Genomic DNA, 22,955 nt, shown 5'->3' on the forward strand with positions numbered 1-22,955 from the left:
GCAGCGAGCAGCCGAGAGCGGGGGAGGCGGTTTGGCACCCAAGGTCGTGCTGGTCACCGGCGTGAGCCGGTTCCTGGGCGGGCATCTGGCCGCCCGGTTGGCAGCAAACCCCGCGATCGACCGGGTCCTCGGCGTGGACACCGTGCAGCCCGGGCGGGACCTGCTGCGCCGGATGGGGCGCACCGAGTTCGTGCGCGCGGACATCCGCAATCCGCTGATCAGCAAGGTGATCAGCAACGCCGGCGTGGACACCGTGGTGCACGCGGCGATCAACACGCACACCGGCCCCGCCGGTCGCGCCACGCTCAAGGAAATGAACGTCATCGGCACCATGCAGCTGCTGGCCGCCTGCCAGCAGTCGCCGCAGGTGCGCAAGGTCGTGGTGCGCTCCACCTGCGCGGTCTACGGATCCAGTTCGCGCGATCCCGCGGTGTTCAGCGAGGAGGTCGAGCCCAAGGACCTGCCGTCCTCGGGCTATGCCAAGGACGCCGTGGAGATCGAGGGCTACGTGCGCGGCTTCGGCAGGCGCAGGCCCGACGTGGACATCACCACGCTGCGGTTCTCCAACCTGATCGGCCCGCGCATCGACGCGGTGCTGACCCGCTACTTCGCGCTCCCGGTGGTGCCCACCGCGTTCGGTTTCGACGCCCGGCTGCAGATGTTGCACTCCGAGGACGCCCTGGCGGTGCTCGAGCGTGCCACCACGACCGACAAGCCCGGCGTCTTCAACGTCGCCGGGGACGGGGTGCTGATGCTCTCGCAGGCCATCCGGCGTGCCGGGCGCGTCGCGCTGCCCATGCCCAGCCAGACGCTGGGACCGATGACCCGGTTGTTCCGGGGCGCGCGCCTGGTGGACTTCTCCTCCGAGCAGCTGCGGTTCCTCAACTACGGCCGGGTGCTGGACACCACCCGGTTGCGCGAGCGGTTCGGCTTCACGCCGCGCTGGACGACCCTGCAGGCCTTCGACGACTACGTGGCGGGTCGTGGCCTCCGGCCGGTCGTCGACCCGGAGAGCATCATGGCGCTGGAACGACGCGCCGGGGATCTACTGTCGAGATCACGGTGAGAAACGGAAGACGCGATGGCGGATGCGCAGGTGATCCCGCTGCGAGCGGAGGATCGCGAGGAGATCCCGCGGGGACGGCCGCGTGAGGCGGGCCTGGAGGACGCGGTCATCGACGTGCTCGCCTTCGCGCGTCGGCGGCTGCTCGGCAACTACCAGGTCGACGAGTTCGGCTTCGACCAGGAGCTGACCGACGAGGTCTTGCTGCGCCTGATCCGCCCGTTCTACGAGAAGTGGTTCCGGGTGGAGACCATCGGCGCGCACAACGTGCCCAGCGACAGCGGCGCGCTGGTGGTGGCCAACCACTCCGGCACGCTGCCGTGGGACGCGCTGATGACGACCGTCGCGCTGCACGACGATCACCCCGCCAACCGGCACCTGCGGATGCTGGCCGCCGATCTCGTGTTCAAGACGCCGATGCTCGGGCCGATGGTCCGCAAGGCCGGGCACACCCTGGCGTGCAGTCCCGACGCGGAGCGGTTGCTCAACAACGGTGAGGTGGCGGCCGTCTGGCCGGAGGGCTTCAAGGGGGTCGGCAAGCCGTTCAAGGACCGCTACAAGCTGCAGCGCTTCGGCCGCGGCGGCTTCGTCTCGGCCGCCCTGCGCACCGGCGCTCCGATCGTGCCCTGCGCGATCGTCGGGGCGGAGGAGATCTACCCGAAGCTGGCCGACATCAAGCCCGTGGCGCGGTTGCTCGGCCTGCCCTACTTCCCGGTCACCCCGCTGTTCCCGCACTTCGGTCCGCTGGGTGCGGTCCCGCTGCCGTCCAAGTGGTACATCGAGTTCGGCGAGCCGATCGAGACCGCCGGTTACCCGGAAGGCGCCGCCGACGACCCGATGCTGGTGTTCAGCCTCTCCGATCAGGTCCGCGAGAACATCCAGCAGGCGCTGTACCGGCTGCTCGCTCAGCGCGCCAACGTCTTCCTCGGCTGAGGAGGTGTTCAGCTCGCCGTGTGCGTGGCGGTGCGGGTTGATTCGCGCACCGCGGGCGGCTCCGCCGCACTCCGCGGGGAGCCCTGAGACCGCGCCGGACGGGCCCTGCCGGTTCGAAGGGCACTCGGTGCGGTGATCCCCCGAGTTCGGACGTGCGGAGACCCGGTGCTCGCGCCGACGATGGGCGGGCGCCGGTCCGCGGGTGATGCCGCGACGTCCTCCGCCGGCGTTGCTGGGCTGGCGCGGTGGTCGGGGATGACGCCGCGCCAGCCCTGAGGAGCTGTCTCGGTGTCGCGCGCGGCGCTGCCGCGGTCAGCTGCGGTCGCGGCGGCGATAGGCCATTCCGGCCGCCACCGCACCTGCGACGGCGCTGGCGCCGAGCGCCGAGTTGAAGCCGATCCGCGCGGCCTTGCGCCCGGTGCGGAAGTCGCGGACCTCCCAGTTGCGGGCCCGTGCGATGTCGCGCAGCCGCTGATCCGGGTTCACCGCCACCGCCGTGCCGACCGAGGACAGCATGGGGATGTCGTTGGCCGAGTCCGAGTAGGCGGTGCAGCGGCGCAGGTCGAGGCCTTCGCTGGCGGCGAGCGCGCGCACGGCGTGCGCCTTGGCGCGCCCGTGCAGCATCTCGCCCATGAGCCGTCCGGTGTAGGTGCCGTCGGTGTGCTCGGAGACCGTGCCCAGCGCTCCGGTCAGCCCCAGCCGCCGGGCGATGATCTGCGCGAGCTCCACCGGCGTGGCGGTGACCAGCCAGACGCGCTGGCCCGCGTCGAGATGCATCTGCGCCAGCGCGCGGGTGCCCGCCCAGATCCGGTCGGCCATCAGCTCGTCGTAGATCTCCTCGCTGAGCTCGACGAGCTCGGCGACCTTGCGCCCGGCCACGAAGGACAGCGCCATCTCGCGGCTGGCCTGGATGTCCTCGGCGTTCTCCCGGCCACCCAGCCGGAACTTCATCTGCTGCCAGGCGAAGCCCGCCAGGTCGGTGGCGTTGAAGAACTTGCGCGCGGCGAGCCCGCGCGCGAAGTGGAACAGCGAGGCGCCCATCATCATCGTGTTGTCGACGTCGAAGAACGCCGCCGCTGTGAGATCGGGCGGGGTGGCCAGCGAGCCGTCCGGTCCCGGTGCGGCCGCCACCGCTGCTCGGGCGGACGCGCGTCCGGCCACCTTCGCGCTGTCGATCGGCTCTGACGTGCGCATGCCGTTGTGGTCCGCGCCATCGGCTGAGCCCTGACGTGTCGGCACCGCCGCGCCTCCCGGGGTCATCCGGTCGTGATGTGCGTAAGGGTCGTCGCTGGTAACGGCTGATGGTTCAGCCGCCCCCAGCTTAAGACCTCCCGATGGTCACACTTGCGCACCTCGCCCCGGCCGGGCAACCTTCAGCGGAGATCATCGGGCAACAATTGGGCCAACCTTCGAATCGCCCGGTGCTGCAGCGCCTTGACCGCGCCCTCGTTGCGGTTCATCGCGATCGCTGTTTCGGTGACCGACAGGTCCTGCAGGAAGCGCAGCCTGATGCACTCCCGCTGGTCCGGGTTGAGCTGGCGGATGCACTCGGCGAGTTCACCGTTGATCGCGTCGGTGAGCACGTGCTGCTCGGGCCCGGCGTGCGGACCCTTGCTCGGCAGGTGGTCGGTGACCTCGCAGGTCGGGATCTCCAGCCGGTTCCGGCTGGACTTGATGTGATCGAGGATCAGGTTCTTCGCGATGGTGATGAACCAGGCAGCCACGTCGCGGCCCTGGTAGCTGATCGAGGCGATCCGCCGCAGCCCGCGCAGGAAGGTCTCGCTGGTGATGTCCTCGGCGAGGCAGTGGTCGCTGACCCGGAACAGCACGTACCGGTAGACGGTCTGCGAGTACTCGTCGTAGAGCCTGCCGAAGGCGTCGTTGTCGCCCTGCTGCGCCGCATCGACGTAGGCCCAGTTGTCCCTGAGCCCGGGGCTCCCGGTCGCGGGTTCCGCCTGCGCCGGTTGGACGACGGGCTCGGGGGCGGGGGGTGCGAGCGTGTCAGGGCTGCTCATCGTCGGCGACCTCCTGCCTGGGTTGGCGGACCGCGCTGATGCCGTGGGGACGCATCAGTGCGGCAACCATGTCGCGGTGTCGGGACACCTGATCCGGGGCCGATCCGAACGAACAGGTGGCGCCGTTACCGCTCGATCGGGCCTTCACTCGACCTGGTCAACGCCTGCCTCGGCGGGCGTTGGAGATGAAGCATACGTGTTGTTACTCGGAAGTAGGTAGGTCAATACGGTGACCGTGTCGTAGCTGTGCGTGACAGGAGGCGCGAAACAGATCGACCCGGACAGGTGATTTTCCACACGTGCGCAGCGGAATTGCCGAATCGCGGGCTGGGTAACTTGGAATCCAGTCAGGGCCCACGACGATTTACTGGAGCGAGTAAGTGCACGAGGTGACGGTGATGTCCCGCGAGGGCTGTCACGCCTGCGCGGACGCGATCGCCGATGTCCGCCGGATCTGCGATGACCTGGGCGTGCCGTGGTCGGTGACCGATGTCGACACCGATGACGAACTGCGCGCCGAGTACGGCGACCAGGTGCCGGTGGTCTTGGTCGATGGAGCCGAGCACGGTTTCTGGAAGGTCGAGGAGCAGCGCCTGCGCGCCGCGCTGGCCCGCTGAGCCGGTCGCCGGCCGGGCGATGTGGGTCACGTGCCCTGGACCACGCGTTTTGGCACTTCAAGGGGCCATCGGGAATGATGGTCCGGCAGGGTTCGCGTCTTCGGTCGGACCGGCTGCGGCGACTTTGTGCGTGCGTTCACAAATAGCTACGGTATGGGGGCCGGTCAGCCGGAATTCTCGGTATGGGTCAACGGATCGGATGATTCGCGCCGCCGAGTTGGGGCGAACCGGTCGGTGTCGCTGACTCCCGCCTGCGTGACGACGGGAACGACGACCACGACAGCCAATGAGCAGGGCGAGGGAGATCCAGCGTGACGGCCCACGGAGCGGACGTACCGGACGGGGACGGGCAGGCGGCAGCCGGCCGGGGTGCTGCGTCCGGAGCGGCGGCATCCAACGGCGACCAGTCGATCGAGGTGCCCGCGGCGCGCGAACGCGCCCGTTCCATCCCGGAGGCGGCGGTCGCCCGGCTCGCGGTCTACCTGCGCGCTCTGGTGTCGCTGGCCGACCAGGAGGTCCGCACGGTCTCCAGCGAGGAGCTGGCCAACGCCGCGGGCGTGAACTCGGCGAAGCTGCGCAAGGACCTGTCCTACATCGGCTCCTACGGCACGCGCGGCGTCGGCTACGAGGTCGACGTCCTCATCGGGCAGATCGAACGCACCCTCGGCCTGACCCGCAAGCACAGCGTGGCCGTGGTCGGTATCGGTAACCTCGGTCATGCGCTGGCCAACTACGGCGGATTCCCGAGCCGGGGGTTCCCGGTCTCGGCCCTGTTCGACCTCGACGAGGACCTGGTGGGAGTGCCGGTTGGCGGCATCCCGGTCAGCCACGTCGACGACATCGTCCAGGTCTGCACCGACCGCGAGGTCACCATCGGCGTGATCGCCACCCCGGCCAAGGGGGCCCAGGAGATCTGTGATCGTTTGGTCGCGGGCGGTGTGCAGTGCATCCTGAACTTCGCCCCGGTCGCGTTGCAGGTTCCCGACGGCGTCGAGGTGCGCAAGGTGGATCTGGCCGTGGAGATGCAGATCCTGTCGTTCCACGTCGCGCGCAGGCAGCAGGACGCCGCGGCGCCGGCAGTGGACGGCGCGGGCGCCGACCCGCCGGGGCCGGACGGTCAAGCGGACGGGGACGCCCGGAAGGCGGGCGACGAGATGGAATCGGCGAACAGGATGGTGGAACGGCTGTGAACCTGCTCACCGTCGGGATTTCCCACCACAGCGCCCCGGTGCGGGTGTTGGAGCGAGTCTCCATCAGCGGCGGGGAAACCAACAAGATCCTCGACGAGCTGCTCGGGCGCGAACACGTCGCCGAGGCGTTCGTGATCTCGACCTGCAACCGGGTGGAGATCTACGTCGTCGCGGAGACCTTCCACGGCGGCCTGGACGACGTCACCGCCGTGCTCGCCCGCCACGCCGGGACCGAGGTCTCCGAGCTCGCCGACCACCTCTACGTCTACTACGCGGGCGCCGCGGTCGAGCACCTGTTCTCGGTCTCGGCCGGGCTGGACTCGATGGTCGTGGGCGAGGCCCAGATCCTCGGCCAGCTGCGGCAGGCCTACGGCAGCGCCGACGAGCGCGGCACCGTGGGCAAGACGCTGCACGAGCTGGCTCAGCAGGCGCTGCGGGTCGGCAAGCGGGTGCACGCCGAGACCGGTATCGACGACGAGGGCGCCTCGGTGGTCTCGGAGGCGCTGGCTGATGCCGATGCGTCGCTGGGCGGCCTGGAGGGCAAGCACGCGCTGCTGGTCGGCGCGGGCTCGATGGGCGGTCTGGCCGCCGCGCAGCTCAAGCGCGCGGACATCGGCCGGATCGTGATCGCCAACCGCACCGCGAGCAATGGCGAGCGGTTGGCCGAGTCGTTGCGCGCCGACGGCGTGGACGCGGGAACCGCCGATCTGTCCGACCTGGCGGGCGCGATCGCCGCCGCCGACCTGGTGGTGGCCTGCACCGGCGCGGTCGGTGCGGTGGTCACCGAGGACGTGGTCTCGGCCGCGCTGACCGTCCGGGACGGCAGGCCGCTGCTGGCCTGCGACCTCGGGCTGCCCCGCGACATAGCCGCCGAGGTGGGCGAGCTGCCCGGCGTGTCGGTGGTCGACCTGACGAGCCTGCAACAGCGGTTGTCCGCCAAGCGGGGAGGCAGCGAGTCCGAGTCGGCCGGCGAGATCGTCGCCGAGGAGGTGCGCGGCTTCCTGGCCGCGCAGCGCTCGGCGGAGGTGACCCCCACGGTCACCGCACTGCGCAAGCGAGCCGCCGAGGTGGTCGACAGCGAGCTGCTGCGGCTGGACTCGCGCTTGCCCGAGATCGACGAGTCGACGCGCGAGGAGCTGACCCGCACGGTGCGCCGCGTGGTGGACAAGCTGCTGCACGCTCCGACCGTTCGAGTGAAGCAACTCGCGTCGCAGCCGGGTGGTTCCGACTACGCCGACGCGCTCCGTGAACTCTTCGAGCTCGACCCGCAGACCGCTGCGGTGATCGGGACTTCGCTGGCCGAGGAGAACGTGCCGGGTGGAGTCACGGTCGCTCAGGCGCTGCTGCGGGGCCGGGCGGAACAGGACGGTGAGGACCGTTGAACAAGACCCTCCGGATCGGTACCCGGGGCAGTGCGCTCGCCATGGCGCAGAGCACCCGGATCGCCGAAGAGCTGGAGCGGGCCGGTTACCCGACCGAGCTGGTCTCGGTGAAGACCCCGGGCGACCGCTCGATGGCGCCGATCGCCGAGATCGGGGTGGGCGTGTTCACCTCCGCTCTGCGGGAGGCGCTCGCGGCCGACGAGGTCGACGTGGCCGTGCACTCCTACAAGGACCTGCCGACCGAACCGGACCCCCGGTTGTCGCTGGCCGCCGTCCCGGGCCGGGAAGACCCGAGGGACGTGCTGGTGGCGCGGGACGGTCTGACGCTCGGCGAATTGCCTCCGGGCTCCGTTGTGGGCACCGGTTCGCCGCGACGCGCCAGCCAGCTCCGGGCTCTGGGCCTGGGTCTGGAAGTGCGCGACATCCGCGGCAATGTGGACACCCGTATGCGCAAGGTGACCGACGGCGAGCTGGACGCCGTCGTGCTCGCCCGCGCCGGGCTGGCCCGGGTGGGCCGGCTCGCGGTGATCACGGAAACGCTCGATCCACTGCAGATGCTGCCCGCGCCCGCCCAGGGCGCGCTGGCAGTGGAATGCCGCGTCGATGACGTGGACACCGAGCACCTGCTGCAGTCCGTTTTGGACGATCAGGCCAGCCGCACCGCGGTGGCCGCCGAACGCGCCGTGCTGGCCCGGCTCGAAGCCGGATGCCACGCGCCGGTCGGTGCGCTGGCCGACGTGGTGGAGGACCTCGACGAGGAGGGGCGCGTGGCGCTGCGCCTCTCGCTTCGTGGAGTTGTCGCGACCGATGACAACCAGATGGTCCGCGCCTCCGCCACTGGTGAGACGACCGCCGCCGAGCAGCTCGGCCGAGACCTGGCCGACGAACTGCTCGAAGCTCGGACCGCCCTGCTCAGCGGTCCGGGCAGTAGTTGATGGGGAGTGCCCTGATGACCCGAGCACGTAAGGCCCCCGGACGGATTGCTTTTGTGGGCTCCGGTCCCGGTGATGCGGGACTGCTCACCGTTCGGGGACGGGATGTGATCACCCGAGCTTCGCTGCTGGTGACCGACCCGGACGTACCCTCCGACATCGTTGCCATGGCGGCCGATGGCGCCGAGGTGCGCCCGGCCGTGGGGGAGCCGGCGGATGTCGCCAAGGACCTGACCAACGAGGCCGACACCGGGCGCAACGTCGTCCGGCTGGTCGCCGGTGATCCGCTGACCGCCGACGCGGTGGTCCGCGAGGCGCAGGAGGTCGCCAAGACCGAGGTCGCCTTCGACGTGATCCCGGGCGTGGCCGGTGGCAGCGCCGTTCCGGCCTACGCCGGTATCGCGCTGGGCGCGGTGCACACCGAGGTCGACGTCCGAGGTGACGCCGACTGGCCCGCCCTGGCGCAGGTGCCCGGTTCGCTGGTGCTGCACACCGCGGGAACGCACCTCGCCGAGGCCGCGTCCCGGTTGGTCGAGCACGGCCGTCCGGCCACCACGCCGGTCGCCGTGACCGCCTCCGGTACCACGGTGCAGCAGCGCACCATCGACACCACGCTGGCTTCGCTGGCCGCCGACGCCGGCGAGCTGCAGGGTCACCTGGTGGTGACGATCGGCGACGTCGTCTCCGACCGCGGCAAGCTGTCGTGGTGGGAGGCCCGCGCGCTGTACGGCTGGAAGATCCTGGTGCCGCGCACCAAGGAGCAGGCGGGCGTGATGAGCGAGCGGCTGTGGTCGCACGGTGCGGTCTCGCACGAGGTGCCGACCATCTCCGTGGAGCCGCCGCGCAGCCCCGCGCAGATGGAGCGCGCGGTGAAGGGCCTGGTCGACGGCCGCTACCAGTGGGTCGTGTTCACCTCGGCCAACGCGGTGCGCGCGGTCTGGGAGAAGTTCGCCGAGTTCGGTCTGGACGCGCGCGCGTTCTCCGGTGTGAAGATCGCCTGCGTCGGCGAGGCCACCGCGGAGAAGGTCCGCTCCTTCGGCATCATTCCGGAGCTGATGCCCTCGGGCGATCAGTCCTCGGAAGGTCTGCTGCAGGACTTCCCGCCGTTCGACGACATACTGGACCCGGTCAACCGGGTGCTGCTGCCGCGCGCCGACATCGCCACCGAGACGCTGTCGGCCGGCCTGCAGGAGACCGGCTGGGAGGTCGACGACGTCACGGCCTACCGAACCGTCCGGGCCGCTCCGCCGCCCGCCGAGACCCGCGAGATGATCAAGACCGGTGGTTTCGACGCGGTGTGCTTCACCTCCTCGTCGACCGTCCGGAACCTGGTCGGAATCGCCGGTAAGCCGCACGCGCGGACCCTGGTGGCCTGCATCGGCCCGAACACGGCCGAGACCGCCAAGGAGTTCGGACTGCGCGTGGACGTGCAGCCCGAGGCGCCGCGGATCGAGGAGCTGGTCGACGCGCTGGCCTCGCACGCCGCGCGGCTGCGTGCGGAAGGTGCGCTGCCGCCTCCGCGCAAGGCCAAGCGCACGCGCCGCAGCTGACAGGAGGGCGTCCCGGATCCGTTCCGGGACGCCCTTTTCGTCGTGCGGTGGTTCCGCCGGGACGGCGTTCCTCGCCGGTGCGAACCGCCGCCGCTTCCGAGACCCGGGCTATTCCCGGGCGTGCCTGAGCCGTCGGTCACCCCGGAGCGCACCCTGCGTCGAGTGCGGGGGTGCGGTGGATACGCTCGGGATGTCACCCCGTCGAGGCTGTTATGGGGAGCCGCTGTATGTATCCGACGAGCCGTCCCCGTCGACTTCGCCGCAATCCGGCGCTCCGTCGGCTGGTTTCCGAGACCTCCGTCGAACCGCGGCACCTGGTGCTGCCGATGTTCGTCCGCGAAGGGCTTTCCGAACCGGCCTCGATCGCGTCGATGCCGGGCGTCGTGCAGCACACGCGCGATTCGCTGAAGAAGGCCGCGGTCGAGGCCGTGGGCGCGGGCGTCGGGGGCCTGATGCTCTTCGGCGTTCCGGAGAAGCACGACGCCACCGGCTCCGGGGCGACCGACCCCGAGGGCATCCTCAACGTCGCGCTGCGCGACCTGTCCGCCGAGGTCGGTGACGACACCGTCCTGATGGCCGACCTGTGCCTCGACGAGTTCACCGACCACGGCCACTGCGGAGTGCTCGACGAGGACGGCAACGTCGACAACGACCGCACGCTGCAGATCTACGGCGAGATGGGCGTGGTGCAGGCCGAGTCCGGTGCGCACGTGGTCAGCCCCAGCGGCATGATGGACGGCCAGGTCGGCGTGATCCGCGATTCGCTGGACGCCACCGGGTTCGCCGACACCGCGATCCTGGCCTACTCGGCCAAGTACTCCTCGGCCTTCTACGGCCCGTTCCGCGAGGCCGTCGACTCGCAGCTGCGGGGTGACCGCAAGACCTACCAGCAGGACCCGGGCAACGGCCGGGAAGCGCTGCGCGAGGCCGATCTCGACCTCGCCGAGGGCGCCGACATGGTGATGGTCAAGCCGGCCATGTCCTACCTCGACGTGCTGCGCGACATCGCGGGCGTGGCCGATGTTCCGGTCGCCACCTACCAGGTATCCGGCGAGTACTCGATGATCGAGGCCGCGGTGGCCAACGGCTGGCTGGACCGGCAGCGCACGGTGCTGGAGTCGCTGACCTCGATGCGGCGGGCCGGCGCGGACACCGTGCTGACCTACTACGCCACCGAGGCCGCGCGCTGGCTGCAGGACGCACGCGCATGACCGAGCCGCAGGTGGACGCCTTCGGGCGCCCCGTCAAGGACAACCAGGAACGTCCCGCGCCGCCGCAGGCGCTGGTCGTCGCGCGCTGGCTGTGGATCGCCTCGGTGTTGGTCGGCGTGGTGCAGGCCTTCGTCGAGCTGTTCGACCGCGCGCGGCTGATCGACCAGCTGCGCACCGTGCAGCCCGAGCTCGACCAGATGCAGCTCGACGAGCTGGCGAACAGCACGATCACGTTCACCTTCACCATCAAGCTGCTGACCCTGCTGGTCTACATGATGCTGGCCCGGCGGATGCTCGAGGGAACGAACTGGGCGCGCGTGGTGCTCGCCGTCTTCGGCGGCTGGGGCATCTTCTCCGCGGTGCTCACGGTGGCGCTGCTCGCAATCGTCGGCACGGGACCGCTGCAAGAGCTGATGCCGGTTTCGTTGACTTGGACCGACGCGTTGTTCGGGGTCTTGGCGGCCGCCGTCTCGGTCGCCGCGATCGTGTTCATGTTCCGCCCGGAGGCGAATCGCTTCATCCGCGAGGCCCGGCAACGGCGGGTCCGTTCCGGCGGATAGGTAACACTTCGTCCGGTTCTTTGGACAGGGATCCGCCCGTTTCCTAACCTCGAGAGGTGACTGATCTCCCTGGCCAGTCCGGCCCACCCCAGCCCGCGGACGGTTCCTCCTCCGTCCAGCGTCCGAACACGATCGACCACTCGTTCTTGGCGGGTGTGCTCAGCCCGGTGATCGGGCTCATCGCGGCGGCGCTGGAACTGTTCGCGATCATCGGACCCGGCGCGGGCGGGGTCGTCTCCCAGATGCAGCAGCAGCTGGAGAGCCAGGGCATGGGCGGGGAGTTCACGCCCCAGCAGATCCAGACGATGTACCAGGTGGGCATCACGTTCCTGCTGGTGATGCTGGTCGTGCTCGGCGGGCTGTGGATCATGTTCCTGGTCTTCATGCGGGGCGGCCGGAACTGGGCCCGCATCGTGATCACCGTCGTCGGCGCGATCTGGGCGCTGCGGACGCTGCTCGGCCTGCTGGGCAGCGGCGGTTACCCGATCGTGGCGGTGCTCGCGGTCGCGCAGCTGGTGGTCGTCGTCGCCACGATCGTCTTCGCCTACCTCGCCCCCTCCAACCAGTACTTCCGGGCGATCGCGGCGAAGCGCCACGCCGATCGGAACTTCCCGGGGTAGGGCGCGGCGGTGCGGCTGTCCGCACCCGGCGACGTCTGAGAACCCGCCGCGGTGCGAGCTGAAGCCCGCACCTGAAGAACGAGCGGCTACCGCCGCATACCGAAATTAAGCCCACAAGTGGACACGGGATCACTGGAATTCATACTGTCGTGCGGTGACCTATCCCCAGAACCCGTGGCAGCAGCACCAGCAGGTCGTCGGTCATCCGGCGCACCAGCAGCCCAACCCCTTCAGCGCACCGCCGGTGCCGGGTCCGGAGCTGACTCCGCCGCGGCGCCCGGCCACCGTGGAGGCGGCGTTCTGGATCGCGGTACTGCTGCCGCTGCTGGTCACGGTGCTGGCTGCGGTCGGTTACCTGCAGCTGCAGGGCTGGGTGACCGACGAGATCGGCAACGCGGGCGGCTACGACGACGCGATGGCCCAGCAGGTCACGCAGACGGTCAACAACGTGCTGCTGGGCGTCTTCGCCGTGATCACGGTCTTCTACATGCTCCTGACCGGGATGTGGATCGCGTTCGGCTTCAAGCTGCGGGCGGGCCGGAACTGGGCTCGGGTCACGCTGACCGTGTTCGCCGGGTTCTGGTTGATGTACAGCCTCACCGGCATCGCCTCGGGCGGCCTGGCGGGCAGCCTCGGACCGGATGCCCACCTGCCCGACTCGTACCACGTCCTGACCAACGTGCAGAGCGGGCTCGGCGTGCTCGGCATGGTCGCCTTCCTGGCCCTGGTGTTCGTCAAGCCCTCCAACGACTACTTCCAGGCGTTCCTCCGCCGGTACTGAGCCGGAGCGAACCGTCCGGGATTCGGGCGTTCCTGGTGAAAGTGGACTTCGCCGCTCCGGCTTTCGTAGGGTCGGGTCGTGAGCGAAGCGAACTCCTGCCAGCCTCCCGAGGCCCGCGCACCCGATCCGTTCGCCGCGCCCGCGGTCCCGGATCACGAGCTGGGCAACCCGCAGCGCCCGCGTGCGATCACGGCCGCGTTCTGGATCGCTCTGGTGCTGCCGGTCGTGGCGACGCTGATGAGCGTTGGCATGGTCTGGTTGCAGCAGGACGAGATGCGCACCTCGCTCGGCGCGGTCCCACCCGAGGAGCGGGCCGTCGCGCAGGCGGCGGCGATGTTCGCCATGGTCGGCGCGGTGCTGGTGTACGCGGTCCTGACGACGCTGTGGATCGTGTTCGGCTTCCAGCTGCGCGCCGGCCGGAACTGGGCCCGGGTCACGCTGACCGTGTTCGCCGGGATCTGGGCGGTGACGCTGCTGCTGGACGTCATCGCGACCCCAGCCATGCAGTTCCTGGCCCCGGAAATGGTTCAGCGGGGCGCAGCGGAGGCGCTGACCTTCGGGCAGAGCGCCGCCTGCCTGGTCGGTGTCCTCGCGTTCATCATCCTGGTCTACCGTCCGTCCTCGAACGAGTTCTTTCGAGCGAACCGCAGGTATTGATGCCGAACCCCCTCCGCTACGCCGTCGTCCTCTGGTGGGTCGTGGCGTTGCTGCTGCTGCTGGAGACCGCCGCCATGTGGTCCGGCCAGCACGACCTGATCGAGCAGCTGATGCGGACCGACGGCCTGCCCGCCGGGCAGGCCGAGCAGCGGGCGAGCGCGATGTTGCTCGAGCACAGCGTGTTCGGCGTTCTGCTCGCGCTCGCGTACCTGGCGTCCGGAGTGCTGCTCTACCAGCGTCGCGCGTGGGGGCGGATCGCGATGACCGGCTTCGCGCTGCTGCACGTGCTGATGGTGTTCGCCACCGGGACCGTGATCGGCGTGCAGGCGTTGCTGCTGGTGCTGGGCCTGGTGGCGGCGGTGCTGATGTGGCGCCCGGCGAGCACGGATTGGCTGACGGGGGAGCGATGAGCGAGCCGGTGCTGTACTCCGAGCGCGGCAGCAGCTGGTGGCCGGTGCTGTGGGGACCCGCGTTCGCCGCGGTGGGGCTGATCGTCGAAGTGCTCTCGCCGGGACCCGCGCACCCGATGATGTGGTCGCTGTTCGGCGGCGTCATGGCCGTCGCCGCGGCCGTGTGGGTCTACGGCAGGCGCCGCCTGGTCTCGGTCCGCCTCACCCCGGTGGAGCTGGTGCTCGGCCGGGAGGTGCTCGAGGTGGAACGGATCGCCGCGGTCACCGACGTGGGCGCGCCGGTCGGCGCCCGGGCCCTCGGCGGTGGTTGGGGAGCGCCCAAGGGAACCGGCGAGGTGCCGATCCGCCTCGACGACGACAAGGTCGTCCTGGCCTGGGCGAAGGACCCCGAATCCCTGCTCAGCGCGCTCACCCGGCTGGTCGAGGGGGAAGTCGCCGATCACGGCGAAGCGTCGAGCTGATTGTCGGCGGGCGCGCCGCTCGTGAGACGCTTCCCGGCGTGACGACAAGCCCGGAACCGTGGTCTGCGGATGGACCGAAGCTGAACGTCGACGAGCCCGCTGCTCGCTCGGGAGCCCGGCTGAACCAGCCGTGGCGGGCGGCGGTGGCCGGCCTCGAGCTGGTCGTCGCCATCGCTCTGACCCTGTTCGCGTTCTGGGCGTGGCAGCGCGGCGTGATCACCGTCCACCTGCCCGGCCCGGACGGTGCGCGGGAAGTGGTCACCCGATCCCTGGGAAGCTGGCTCACCGGTGCGGTGGGCGCGGTCACGCTCGCCGGGCTGCTGCTGATCGACGCGATCCGCCAGCTGGTGCTCGCGGTGAAGACCCGCGGGAGCGATGCCGGGACCTGATGGTCGGGGCGTCACCGGTCACATCGTCGCGAGTGTCAAACTGGTGGCGTGACAGCTTCTGCGAACCCCGCATCGAATCCGCACGACGATCCGGCTCCGCAGTCGCGGCAGCTGTTCGATCGCGCGCAGGCGGTAACGCCGGGCGGCGTCAACTCCCCCGTCCGGGCATTCCAGTCGGTCGGCGGCACGCCGCGGTTCATGGTGCGCGGCGAAGGCCCGCTGCTGTGGGACGCCGACGGCAACCGCTACGTGGACCTGGTCTCCTCCTGGGGGCCGATGATCAACGGACACGCGCACCCCGACGTGGTCGCGGCCGTGCGCGAGGTGGCCCTCGGCGGCCTGTCCTTCGGCACACCGGGCGTCGGCGAGATCGACCTGGCGCAGGAGATCATCGACCGGGTCGAACCCGTCGAACAGGTGCGGTTGGTCAACTCCGGCACCGAGGCGACGATGACGTCCGTGCGGCTGGCCCGCGCGTTCACCGGTAAGCGCAAGGTCGTCAAGTTCGCCGGTTGCTACCACGGGCACGTGGACGCGCTGCTGGCCAGCGCCGGTTCCGGGATCGCGACCCTCGGGCTGCCGAGCACGCCGGGCGTCACCGGCGCCCAGGCCGCCGACACCATCGTCGTGCCCTACAACGACCTCGAGGCGGTCCGCGCGGTCTTCACCGAGCAGGGCGACGAGATCGCCTGCGTGATCACCGAGGCGGCCGCGGGCAACATGGGCACCATCGCCCCGCTGCCCGGCTTCAACGCCGGTCTGCGCGAGCTGACCAGGGAGCACGGCGCGCTGCTGGTGATGGACGAGGTGATGACCGGTTTCCGCACCTCCGCGGCCGGTTGGTACGGCGTCGACGGGGTCGCGGGCGATCTCTACACCTACGGCAAGGTCATGTCCGGCGGGCTGCCCGCCGCGGCGTTCGGCGGCCGGGCCGACGTGATGGCCTACCTCGCGCCGCACGGCCCCGTCTACCAGGCGGGTACCCTGGCCGGTAACCCGATCGCGGTGGCCTCCGGACTGGCGAACCTGCGGGCCGCCGACGCCGAGGTCTACTCCGCGCTGGACCGCAACAGCGACCGGCTGGGCGAGCTGATCGGCGAGGCCTTGACCGCCGAGGGCGTGCCGCACCAGGTCTCCCGCGCGAGCAACATGCTCAGCGTCTTCTTCAGCGAGACGCCGGTGCACAACTTCGAGCAGGCGCAGGCGCAGCAGAGCTGGCGCTTCCCTGCGTTCTTCCACGCGCTGCTGGCGCGCGGCATCTACCCGCCGCCGAGCGCGTTCGAGACCTGGTTCGTCAACGCGGCGATGGACGACGCGGCCTTCGAGCAGATCGCCGACGCGCTCCCGCACGCGGCCAAGGCCGCCGCCGCGGCGGAGTCCGGCGCATGAGCGAGCCGACCGGCGACCGGACCGTCGTCCACTTCCTGCGGCACGGCGAGGTGCACAACCCGGAGGGCGTCCTCTACGGCAGGCTGCCCGGTTACCGGTTGTCCGACAAGGGCGAGCACCAGGCCAAGGTCGTCGCCGAGTTCCTGGCCGACCGCGACATCGCGCGCGTGGTGGCCTCGCCGCTGCAGCGCGCGCAGGAGACGGCGGCTCCGATCGGCTCGGCCTTCCAGCTCGACGTGGCCACCGACGAGCGGCTGATCGAGGCGGACAACCGCTTCGAGGGTCTGAAGGTCTCGGTCGGCGACGGCGCGCTGCGCTCGCCGGAGCACTGGCCGAAGCTGTGGAACCCGTTCCGCCCCTCCTGGGGCGAGCCGTACCTGGAGATCGCGCACCGGATGTTCGGTGCCGCGCACCGGGCGCGCGCCGCGGCGGCCGGGCGCGAGGCCGTGTGCGTGTCGCACCAGCTGCCGATCTGGACGCTGCGCCGCTACGCGGCCGGCAAGCCGATGTGGCACGACCCGCGCAAGCGGCAGTGCTCGCTGGCTTCGCTGACCACGCTGGTGTTCCGGGGCGAGGAGCTCGTCGAGGTGGCCTACGTGGAGCCCGCTGGCGGCACTGACCCGACGGTGACTGGAGCCTGAGTTGCGGAAACTGCTGGTACGTCTCGGTCTGATCGCGGCCGTCATCGCGCTGGTCGGCGGCTGCGCCGGTCAGGGCGGTGACGAGTCGGAGGTCGGGGGCGATTTCACCTTCGTCTCGCCCGGCGGGCAGACGCGGATCTTCTACCCGGAGAACGAGCGCGGTACCGTTCGCGGCCTCTCCGGCGACGACCTGATGCGCGAGGGCGAGCAGATCGGCCTGGACGACTTCAAGGGCCAGGTCGTCGTGCTCAACATCTGGGGATCCTGGTGCGGGCCTTGCCGCGCGGAGGCCGACGATCTGCAGGCCGTGCAGGACGAGCTCGGCCCGAAGGGCGCGCAGGTGCTGGGCATCGACGTGCGGGACAGCCGCAGCGCGGCGCAGGACTTCCACCGCGACCGGAAGCTGACCTACCCGTCGATCTTCGATCCGTCGGGACGCACGCTGCTGCAGTTGCGCAACTTCCCCCGCGCCACGGTCCCGGCCACGATCATCCTGGACCGCCAGCACCGGGTCGCGGCGATCTTCTTGACCGAGATGCTCAAGGACGAGCTGATGCCCGAGGTCCAGAAGGTTCTCGACGAGAAGGCCTGAGTCCCGGGTCGCCTCGCTGTGAATCTCGTCTCCCGGTTCTCAGGTTGCGGCCGCCGCTGGTCCCGAAAACGCGGGACCAAGGTCCCGAAGCGGGGCGGTTCGTGCGTGGAAGTCGCGTTCACCTGGGAAGATGTGCGTTCGTTCACTGAGCCCGGTGACTGACCGCCGTCTTGACTTTCCTACCCTCGAGGCGTGAATCCGACTGAGCTCGCCGCATCCGGGCCGCTGCTGCTCGCAGCGGTGATCGCGGTGCTCGCCGGGACGGTCAGCTTCGCTTCCCCGTGCGTGGTGCCGCTGGTCCCCGGCTATCTCGCCTACCTGGCCGGGATCGTCGGAGCCGAGGCTCCCGCCGTGGACGCGACCGAGGCCGCCGAGGCCCGTCGCGGGCGCTGGCGGGTCGCCGGGGCGGCGGCCCTGTTCGTGGCGGGCTTCACCGTCGTCTTCGGCGCGGGAGCGCTGCTGCTGCTCGGCGTTTCCGACGCCCTGCTGGCCAACGAGCTGCTGCTGCAGCGCATCGGCGGTGTGGTCACCGTGGCGATGGGCATGGTCTTCCTGGGCATGGTGCCCGCCCTGCAGCGCGACATCCGGGTGCACCGGGTTCCGCGCGGCGGGATCTGGGGCGCACCGCTGCTCGGTGCCGTCTTCGGCCTCGGCTGGACGCCCTGCCTCGGACCGACCCTGATCGGCGTGATCTCGGTGGCCGCTGGGACCAATGTGGACACCGGCACCGCGTCCCGCGGCATCCTGCTTGTGCTGGCCTACTGCCTGGGTCTGGGCGTGCCGTTCGTGCTGCTCGCGCTGGGCGCGCGCTGGGCGGTGCGCAGCGCGGGCTGGCTGCGCGAGCGCGGCCGCGCCATCCAGATCGCCGGTGGGGTGCTGCTCGTGGTGGTGGGCTTGCTGCTCGTCACCGGTTTGTGGGGAGAGATGATCACGATGCTCCGCGGCCCGATCGCCGGTTTCGAGACACCGATCTGATGCGCGCTCACCTGTTGGCCGCATGGGCGTTCCTGCGCAACACGTGGCGTGGCCTGACCTCCATGCGCACCGCCCTGGTGCTGCTGTTCATGCTGGCCATGGCCGCCCTGCCCGGTGCGCTGATCCCGCAGCGCGAGACCAACCAGCGGGAGGTCGACCGGTACTTCCGGGACTACCCGGAGCTGGCGCCGATCCTGGACAAGCTCGAGTTGTTCAACGTGTTCGGGTCGGTCTGGTTCGCCTCGATCTACGTGCTGCTGTTCATCTCGCTGGTCGGCTGCCTGCTGCCGCGCTCCTGGGACTACTACAAGCAGTTCCGGCAGAAGCCGGTGCGCACGCCGCGCAACCTCGCCCGGTTGCCGCACCACGCCACCAAGACGCTCGACGGTTCGGTCGACGACGTGATGGCCGCCACCCGCAAGCGGCTCAAGCGCTGGCGCACGGTCGAGCGCGCGGAGGCCGACGGCTCGAAGTCGATCAGCGCGGAGCGCGGGTACCTGCGCGAGGTCGGCAACCTCGTCTTCCACTTCGCCCTGGTCGGCCTGCTGGTCGGCATGGCGGGCGGCAAGCTCTACGGCTACGAGGGCCAGGTCATCGTGATGGCCAACGGTTCCTCGTTCTGCAACTCCGGGACCTACAACTACGACACGTTCCGCGCCGGGTTGTCGGTGGACGGGACCAGCCTGAGCCCGTTCTGCGTGCGCGTGGACGACTTCGACGTGCAGTACCAGGACAGCGGCCAGGTGAAGCACTACAAGGTCGGGATGCACTACCAGGCCGGGGAGAACCTGGAGAACAACGTCTGGAAGCCCTACACGCTCGAGGTCAACGATCCGCTGCGGCTCGCGGGCGACCGGGTCTACCTGACCGGCAACGGCTACGCGCCGCGGTTCACCGTCACCTGGCCGGACGGCGACCAGCGCACGAGCCTGGTGCAGTGGCAGCCGATGTCGCCGCAGACGATGCTCTCGCAGGGCGCCACCAAGTTCGATCCGCCCGGCGTCACCGACGAGAAGGTGCGCAGGAACAACCAGCTGGCCATCACCGGGCTGTTCGCGCCGACCGCCTCGTTCGACGGCAAGGTGCTCAGCTCCCGGTTCCCGGACCTGATCGACCCGACCGCGGCCGTGGACGTGCTCAAGGGCGATCTCGGCCTGGACTCGGGCCGCGGTCAGTCGATCTTCGGCGTCGACCAGTCGATGGTGGAGCAGGGCAGGCTCAATCGGGTCGCGCGCGAGAACCTGCGACTGGGGGAGACCCTCACGCTCGACGACGGTACCAAGATCAAGTTCGACGGCGTGGAGCGCTGGGCGAACCTGCAGGTCTCGCACGACCCGTTCCAGAAGCCCGTGCTGGGCTTCGCGCTGGCGATCATCTTCGGCATCAGCGCCTCGCTGATCATCAAGCGGCGCCGGATCTGGGTGCGCGCCGTGCCCGACCCCGAAGCGGACGAATCCGATTCCCCTCGTACCGTTGTCGAGATCGGCGGGCTCGCCCGCACCGACCAGGCCGGCTACGGCGAGGAGTTCACCAAGCTGGCTGCGGATCTGCTCGGTGCGGATGCCGACCACTCGCCCACATCCCGCGCGAGCGACGCCGCGCGTGAAAGGAAGAGCTGATGACGGTCAATACGACGCTGGCGAACTTCAGCGACATGGCCTACGCGACGTCGGTGGTCATCTACATCGCCGCGATGTTGCTGTACTTCGGCGAGTTCGCGTTCGGGCGGGCCGCGTCCGGGACGGCGGAGCGCGAGGCCGAGCTCGTCGGTGCGGGCGCCTCCAAGAGCGCCGAGCCCGCACCGAACGCCGTCGGGCACCTGCCGAAGACGCCGAAGCGCCCGCTCTCCGAGCGGCTCGGCGGCATGGCCGTGGCTCTGACCGTGCTCGGCGCGCTGGTGCACGCCTCCTCGCTGGTGTTCCGCGGTGTGGCCACCGGCAGGGCGCCGTGGGGCAACATGTACGAGTTCGGTTCCGCGATCACCCTCGCCGCGGTGATCGCCTGGCTGATCGTGCTGTTCCGGCAGACGCGCGCCACGCGCCGCGATTCCAGCCCGGCCCAGCTGCGCGCCCTCGGCGGGTTCCTTTTCCTGCCCGTGGTGGTGCTGCTGTTCCTGTCCGGCACCCTGCTCTACGCCAAGGCCGCGCCGCTGCAGCCCGCGCTGCAGTCGTACTGGATCGTCATCCACGTCAGCGCCGCGATCATCTCCACCGGCGCGCTGCTGTTCGCCGGCGTCGCCAGCCTGCTCTACGTCATCCGTTGCCGGTACGAGAACAACCCGCTGAACATGACCAAGGTCGGCTCCCGGCTGCCCACCAGCCAGGCGCTGGACCGGATGGCCTACCGCGCCACCGTGATCATCTTCCCGGTGTGGACGTTCGCGATCGTGGCTGGTGCGATCTGGGCGGAGGCGGCCTGGGGCCGGTTCTGGGGCTGGGACCCGAAGGAGACCTGCTCGTTCGTGGCCTGGGTGGTCTACGCTGCCTACCTGCACGCCCGGGCGACCGCCGGGTTCCGCGGGGTGCGGGCGGCGTGGCTGAACGTCCTCGGCCTGGCGGTGATGATCTTCAACCTGTTCTTCATCAACATCGTGATCGCGGGCCTGCACTCCTACGCCGGCCTGTGACGCTCCTCGGTTGACGGCCCGCCGGGTCGGCTCCGGCCGATCCGGCGCTCGCCGGAGCGCGGCAGCCCCGAGCGGGACCGTGCGGCGTTCCGGGTGGAGGTAGCCGACGGCGCCTACCCGCCAGCCCGAGTGACTGCGAGGCATACCTGGCGCTAGCGTGCCCCGGAGAAACTGGGGAACGTGCGAATCGGCCCGCGCGGGCCGGACGCGATTCTGGGAGGGACGGCAACGGTGACCGGACGGTACGAAGAGCCGGAGCAGCGCGACGGCAACGCCGCGGCGCAGACCTACGGTGTGATCGCCGAGACCACGGACAAGACGGGGGCGGCCGCGGGCGGTTCCTACGCCGAGCCGGAGACCAACCCCTCCCGGCCCAACCCGATGTCGGCGCACCCGGAGCCGCAGTACGTGGACCCGTCGCAGCCGGACCCCTCCGGCCCGTACCCGGTCGACGACGCGGCCCAGTACTTCCCCGGTCCGCAGCAGGCCCCGCAGCCGGGTCCGGTGCAGCCCGGACCGCCGCAACCGGGTCCCGCGCAACCGGCTCCGCAGCAGCAGTGGCCCGCCGGGTACCAGGCGAACCAGCCCGGCGCCGACGCGCAGGCGTGGCACGGCCCCGCGCAGTCCGGTCCGTACCCGATCCCGCCGCACGCCCCGGCGCAGCAGCAGGGCCAGCCGCAGACCGGTCCGCAGCCGACCTTCTCGCCCTACGCCCAGGGCGCGCCGAACGCGGCCGGGGAGCAACCGCCCAACCAGCAGCTCGCGCAGGACCTCTCCTCGGCGCAGCTGCTCCGGCAGACCAAGCGGCCTCCGCAGTCCGGCTGGCGCAAGGCGCTCTACCTGGCCAGCGGCAAGACGCTGAACCCCGGCGAGGGGCCAGCCGACCGGAAGCGCCGCGAACTGATCACGCGGGTGAACCAGCCGCTGCACGGCTGCTACAAGATCGCGATGCTCAGCCTCAAGGGCGGGGTCGGCAAGACCACCGCCACCGCGACGCTGGGCGCGACCTTCGCCTCGCTGCGCGGTGACCGGGTGATCGCGGTGGACGCCAACCCGGACCGCGGGACGCTCAGCCAGAAGATCCCGCTGGAGACGACCGCCACCGTCCGCCACCTGCTGCGCGACGCGCACCGGATCAGCCGCTACAGCGATGTGCGCTCCTACACCTCGCAGGGCCCCAGCAGGCTGGAGATCCTCGCCAGCGAGCAGGACCCGGCGGTCTCCGAGGCGTTCAGCGAGGAGGACTACCGGCGCTCGGTGACGCTGCTGGAGCACTTCTACAACGTGGTGCTCACCGACTGCGGGACCGGCCTGATGCACTCGGCGATGAAGGGCGTGCTCGACGTCGCGGACTCGCTGGTCATCGTCTCGTCCAGCTCGATCGATGGGGCGCGCAGCGCTTCGGCCACGCTGGACTGGCTCGATGCGCACGGCTACGGGCAGCTGGTCGCGCGCTCGGTCGCGGTGATCAACTCGGTGCGGCCCGCGTCCGGCAAGGTCGACGTGGACAAGCTGGCCGCGCACTTCGCCTCGCGCTGCCGCGCGGTCTCGCGCATCCCGTTCGACCCGCACCTGGAGGAGGGCGCCGAGGTCGAGCTCGAGCAGTTGGCCGCACCGACCCGGATGGCGCTGCTGGAGCTGGCGGCGGTCGTCGCCGACGACTTCCCGCAGGCGTCGGGGCGCAACCCCGGTTGAGGCGCGTGCCCGCCCCGCAGCCGACGGGGGGCGGGCCGCGGAGCGTCAGTCCTCTTCAGCCTTGCGCTGCTCGTCGAGGCGGCGCAGGAAGTCCGGATCGTCGTCGGGTGCGACGGGCGGTGCGGACCGCTGGGGACCTCGAGCTGCTGAGATCGCATCGGCGCCGAAGGCCTTCCACAGCAGGACGGCAACGGTGATCGCGCCGACTGCGGCGAGAATGTAGATCATCGGTCCACCTCCAAGGTTCCCCACCGAGACTAGCCAAT

At 70.5% G+C, this 22,955-nt stretch carries 25 protein-coding genes; 22 read left to right on the forward strand and 3 right to left on the reverse strand.

What is annotated here, in order from left to right; translation table 11 throughout:
- The first annotated feature begins 31 nt into the window (after positions 1–31).
- Complete coding sequence (locus tag ABD289_RS00205) at positions 32–1,066, forward strand: NAD-dependent epimerase/dehydratase family protein (protein WP_344125099.1); 1,035 nt, start codon at positions 32–34, stop codon at positions 1,064–1,066.
- Positions 1,067–1,081: 15 nt separating this feature from the next.
- The gene (locus ABD289_RS00210) at positions 1,082–1,996 is read left to right on the forward strand and encodes a lysophospholipid acyltransferase family protein (protein WP_344125102.1); all 915 of its coding nucleotides are present in this window, start codon (positions 1,082–1,084) and stop codon (positions 1,994–1,996) included.
- Positions 1,997–2,308: 312 nt separating this feature from the next.
- Here ABD289_RS00210 and ABD289_RS00215 read toward each other — a convergent pair whose 3' ends face one another.
- Positions 2,309–3,190 (reverse strand): HAD family hydrolase, encoded by an 882-nt coding sequence (locus ABD289_RS00215; protein WP_344125104.1) that lies wholly within the window; start codon positions 3,188–3,190, stop codon positions 2,309–2,311.
- A 179-nt stretch (positions 3,191–3,369) separates the two neighbouring features.
- Complete coding sequence (locus tag ABD289_RS00220; protein ID WP_344125106.1) at positions 3,370–4,011, reverse strand: sigma-70 family RNA polymerase sigma factor; 642 nt, start codon at positions 4,009–4,011, stop codon at positions 3,370–3,372.
- A 398-nt stretch (positions 4,012–4,409) separates the two neighbouring features.
- Here ABD289_RS00220 and ABD289_RS00225 point away from each other — a divergent pair, with 398 nt between their 5' ends.
- The 20 genes from ABD289_RS00225 (at position 4,410) to ABD289_RS00320 (ending at position 22,689) form a co-directional block, all read left to right on the forward strand.
- Positions 4,410–4,628: a glutaredoxin family protein gene (locus tag ABD289_RS00225; protein WP_344126148.1), complete on the forward strand. Its 219-nt coding sequence runs from the start codon at positions 4,410–4,412 to the stop codon at positions 4,626–4,628.
- Between the two features lie 311 nt (positions 4,629–4,939).
- Positions 4,940–5,818, forward strand: coding sequence for a redox-sensing transcriptional repressor Rex (locus ABD289_RS00230; protein ID WP_344125108.1), 879 nt, complete (start codon positions 4,940–4,942; stop codon positions 5,816–5,818).
- Positions 5,815–7,200 carry a glutamyl-tRNA reductase gene (locus ABD289_RS00235; RefSeq protein ID WP_344125110.1) on the forward strand — a complete coding sequence of 462 codons (1,386 nt, stop codon included), beginning with the start codon at positions 5,815–5,817 and terminating at the stop codon, positions 7,198–7,200. The genes ABD289_RS00230 and ABD289_RS00235 overlap by 4 nt, the downstream gene beginning before the upstream one ends.
- Entirely contained in the window at positions 7,197–8,135 is a 939-nt protein-coding gene (hemC, locus tag ABD289_RS00240) for a hydroxymethylbilane synthase (protein WP_344125112.1), read from the forward strand. The genes ABD289_RS00235 and hemC overlap by 4 nt, the downstream gene beginning before the upstream one ends.
- A 14-nt stretch (positions 8,136–8,149) precedes the next feature.
- Positions 8,150–9,682: a bifunctional uroporphyrinogen-III C-methyltransferase/uroporphyrinogen-III synthase gene (locus ABD289_RS00245; RefSeq protein ID WP_344125114.1), complete on the forward strand. Its 1,533-nt coding sequence runs from the start codon at positions 8,150–8,152 to the stop codon at positions 9,680–9,682.
- A gap of 227 nt (positions 9,683–9,909) precedes the next feature.
- Entirely contained in the window at positions 9,910–10,893 is a 984-nt protein-coding gene (hemB, locus tag ABD289_RS00250; protein WP_344125116.1) for a porphobilinogen synthase, read from the forward strand.
- Positions 10,890–11,453, forward strand: a complete 564-nt coding sequence (locus ABD289_RS00255) for a hypothetical protein (RefSeq protein ID WP_344125118.1) — start codon at positions 10,890–10,892, stop codon at positions 11,451–11,453. Before hemB ends, ABD289_RS00255 begins: the two co-directional genes overlap by 4 nt.
- A 56-nt stretch (positions 11,454–11,509) precedes the next feature.
- Positions 11,510–12,073, forward strand: coding sequence for a hypothetical protein (locus ABD289_RS00260; protein ID WP_344125120.1), 564 nt, complete (start codon positions 11,510–11,512; stop codon positions 12,071–12,073).
- A 154-nt stretch (positions 12,074–12,227) separates the two neighbouring features.
- Positions 12,228–12,854, forward strand: coding sequence for a hypothetical protein (locus ABD289_RS00265; RefSeq protein WP_344125122.1), 627 nt, complete (start codon positions 12,228–12,230; stop codon positions 12,852–12,854).
- Positions 12,855–12,932: 78 nt separating this feature from the next.
- Complete coding sequence (locus ABD289_RS00270; RefSeq protein ID WP_344125124.1) at positions 12,933–13,511, forward strand: hypothetical protein; 579 nt, start codon at positions 12,933–12,935, stop codon at positions 13,509–13,511.
- A complete protein-coding gene (locus tag ABD289_RS00275) occupies positions 13,511–13,921 on the forward strand; it encodes a hypothetical protein (protein ID WP_344125126.1) in 411 nt (136 codons plus the stop codon). The genes ABD289_RS00270 and ABD289_RS00275 overlap by 1 nt, the downstream gene beginning before the upstream one ends.
- Positions 13,918–14,382, forward strand: a complete 465-nt coding sequence (locus ABD289_RS00280; RefSeq protein ID WP_344125128.1) for a hypothetical protein — start codon at positions 13,918–13,920, stop codon at positions 14,380–14,382. The genes ABD289_RS00275 and ABD289_RS00280 overlap by 4 nt, the downstream gene beginning before the upstream one ends.
- Before the next feature lie 38 nt (positions 14,383–14,420).
- Positions 14,421–14,771 (forward strand): hypothetical protein, encoded by a 351-nt coding sequence (locus ABD289_RS00285; protein WP_344125130.1) that lies wholly within the window; start codon positions 14,421–14,423, stop codon positions 14,769–14,771.
- Positions 14,772–14,819: 48 nt separating this feature from the next.
- A complete protein-coding gene (gene hemL, locus ABD289_RS00290; RefSeq protein ID WP_344125132.1) occupies positions 14,820–16,160 on the forward strand; it encodes a glutamate-1-semialdehyde 2,1-aminomutase in 1,341 nt (446 codons plus the stop codon).
- Positions 16,157–16,801, forward strand: a complete 645-nt coding sequence (locus ABD289_RS00295; RefSeq protein WP_344125135.1) for a histidine phosphatase family protein — start codon at positions 16,157–16,159, stop codon at positions 16,799–16,801. Before hemL ends, ABD289_RS00295 begins: the two co-directional genes overlap by 4 nt.
- A 1-nt stretch (position 16,802) precedes the next feature.
- Positions 16,803–17,393 (forward strand): TlpA family protein disulfide reductase, encoded by a 591-nt coding sequence (locus ABD289_RS00300; protein ID WP_344125137.1) that lies wholly within the window; start codon positions 16,803–16,805, stop codon positions 17,391–17,393.
- A 192-nt stretch (positions 17,394–17,585) separates the two neighbouring features.
- Complete coding sequence (locus ABD289_RS00305; RefSeq protein ID WP_344125139.1) at positions 17,586–18,368, forward strand: cytochrome c biogenesis CcdA family protein; 783 nt, start codon at positions 17,586–17,588, stop codon at positions 18,366–18,368.
- The gene (gene resB / locus ABD289_RS00310) at positions 18,368–19,987 is read left to right on the forward strand and encodes a cytochrome c biogenesis protein ResB (protein WP_344125142.1); all 1,620 of its coding nucleotides are present in this window, start codon (positions 18,368–18,370) and stop codon (positions 19,985–19,987) included. Before ABD289_RS00305 ends, resB begins: the two co-directional genes overlap by 1 nt.
- The gene (gene ccsB, locus ABD289_RS00315) at positions 19,987–20,994 is read left to right on the forward strand and encodes a c-type cytochrome biogenesis protein CcsB (RefSeq protein ID WP_344125144.1); all 1,008 of its coding nucleotides are present in this window, start codon (positions 19,987–19,989) and stop codon (positions 20,992–20,994) included. The genes resB and ccsB overlap by 1 nt, the downstream gene beginning before the upstream one ends.
- A gap of 231 nt (positions 20,995–21,225) precedes the next feature.
- Positions 21,226–22,689, forward strand: a complete 1,464-nt coding sequence (locus tag ABD289_RS00320) for a MinD/ParA family ATP-binding protein (RefSeq protein WP_344125146.1) — start codon at positions 21,226–21,228, stop codon at positions 22,687–22,689.
- 45 nt (positions 22,690–22,734) lie between these two features.
- On the opposite strand, the gene ABD289_RS00325 is transcribed toward ABD289_RS00320, so the two are convergent.
- Positions 22,735–22,917 (reverse strand): hypothetical protein, encoded by a 183-nt coding sequence (locus ABD289_RS00325; protein ID WP_344125148.1) that lies wholly within the window; start codon positions 22,915–22,917, stop codon positions 22,735–22,737.
- Positions 22,918–22,955 lie beyond the last annotated feature (38 nt).

This window comes from Saccharopolyspora halophila, assembly GCF_039531955.1.
GTDB classification, from domain to species: Bacteria; Actinomycetota; Actinomycetes; order Mycobacteriales; family Pseudonocardiaceae; genus Saccharopolyspora; species Saccharopolyspora halophila.